1 protein-coding gene and 1 pseudogene are annotated in these 1,094 nt (G+C 45.0%); both read left to right on the top strand.

Annotated elements, in window-relative coordinates; genetic code table 11:
• A partial coding sequence (locus RTW80_RS25745) for a lipopolysaccharide core heptose(II)-phosphate phosphatase (protein WP_312720891.1) occupies positions 1 to 450 on the top strand: 450 nt, incomplete at its 5' end.
• A gap of 394 nt (positions 451 to 844) precedes the next feature.
• Positions 845 to 1,094: pseudogene (traH, locus tag RTW80_RS25750) on the top strand (IncI1-type conjugal transfer lipoprotein TraH); the annotation flags it as partial.

A 1,094-nucleotide genomic window follows, 5' to 3' on the forward strand; every position in this document is an offset into this window, starting at 1 on the left:
GATAACACCGTTATTTTCCTTTTCCGCCATGGAGAACGTTGCGACCGTTCAGATATGCCATGCTATTCGGATAAAAGCGGAATCACTATTACCGGTACAGAGAAAGCACAGCAGGAAGGTATTAAGTTCGCAACAATCTTCAGTGAATATGATATTTACTCCAGCAATGCGGTAAGAACCATACAAACTGCAAAATTCTTCTCCGGTAAAGACCCCGTCGTTATGGACAGTTTATCAGACTGCAATAATGATCTTTATAAGACGCTTGAATCAATCGCAAGAGAATCTCATAAAAGGAACATAGTAATAATGACACATAATCATTGTTTATCATTTCTGGCCAGAGATAGGCTCGGCAAGAAATTCAAACCGGCGTACCTTGATGCCCTGATCATGCATTACGATGGTACCCGGCTCATACTTGACGGAAAATACAACAAAGAGGCATAGAGGATATTTGAATTTACATAAATTCTGATATACTCAGTAAGATACAAGAGTGTACGGGCACATGTGCCTGTCTGAATTGCAGGTCATCCGGACGAGGGCCGGGAACTGTTTCAGGGACAAGCGCCGGTACGTTCGATTCATAAATCGTCGAGTCATCCATCATGGATCGATTCGGCGCGGAGCGTTAAAGATTACGCTCATATTCGTTTTATGTCTGACGACACATCAACCAGCCAGTATCAGGAATAATCACCTTCAGTAAACTATGAGGCTATTTACCTGGCCACACTGGCATTTATTTCCGGTAACGCAAGTATAGCCGGAAACAAACATCATCCTGTCTGTACCGGAGCACCGGTATATCCCATTCTGATTTAACTGCTCAGGAATTATTATGAACCGTATTATACCTGCGGGGTGTCTTGCCGCCCTTTTTCTGGCTGGCTGCAACTCCCCTTCTCAGCATACTCCTGTTCCGCGTAACTACGGTGCTGCCTCTGATGTGGCGGTTACCCGGCACACTCAGTACACATTATGGGACAAAGGTGTGTTTTCCGGCCAACTTCCGGTTTCAACGGGGTCTCATCTTCTGACAGCTAACAGCGATCGCCTTTCCTTTGACTGGGAAGGTGATGCAATTGAAT

It is taken from the genome of Escherichia sp. AM3 (assembly GCF_032029835.1).
In the GTDB taxonomy this organism is placed as follows: Bacteria; Pseudomonadota; Gammaproteobacteria; order Enterobacterales; family Enterobacteriaceae; genus Escherichia; species Escherichia coli.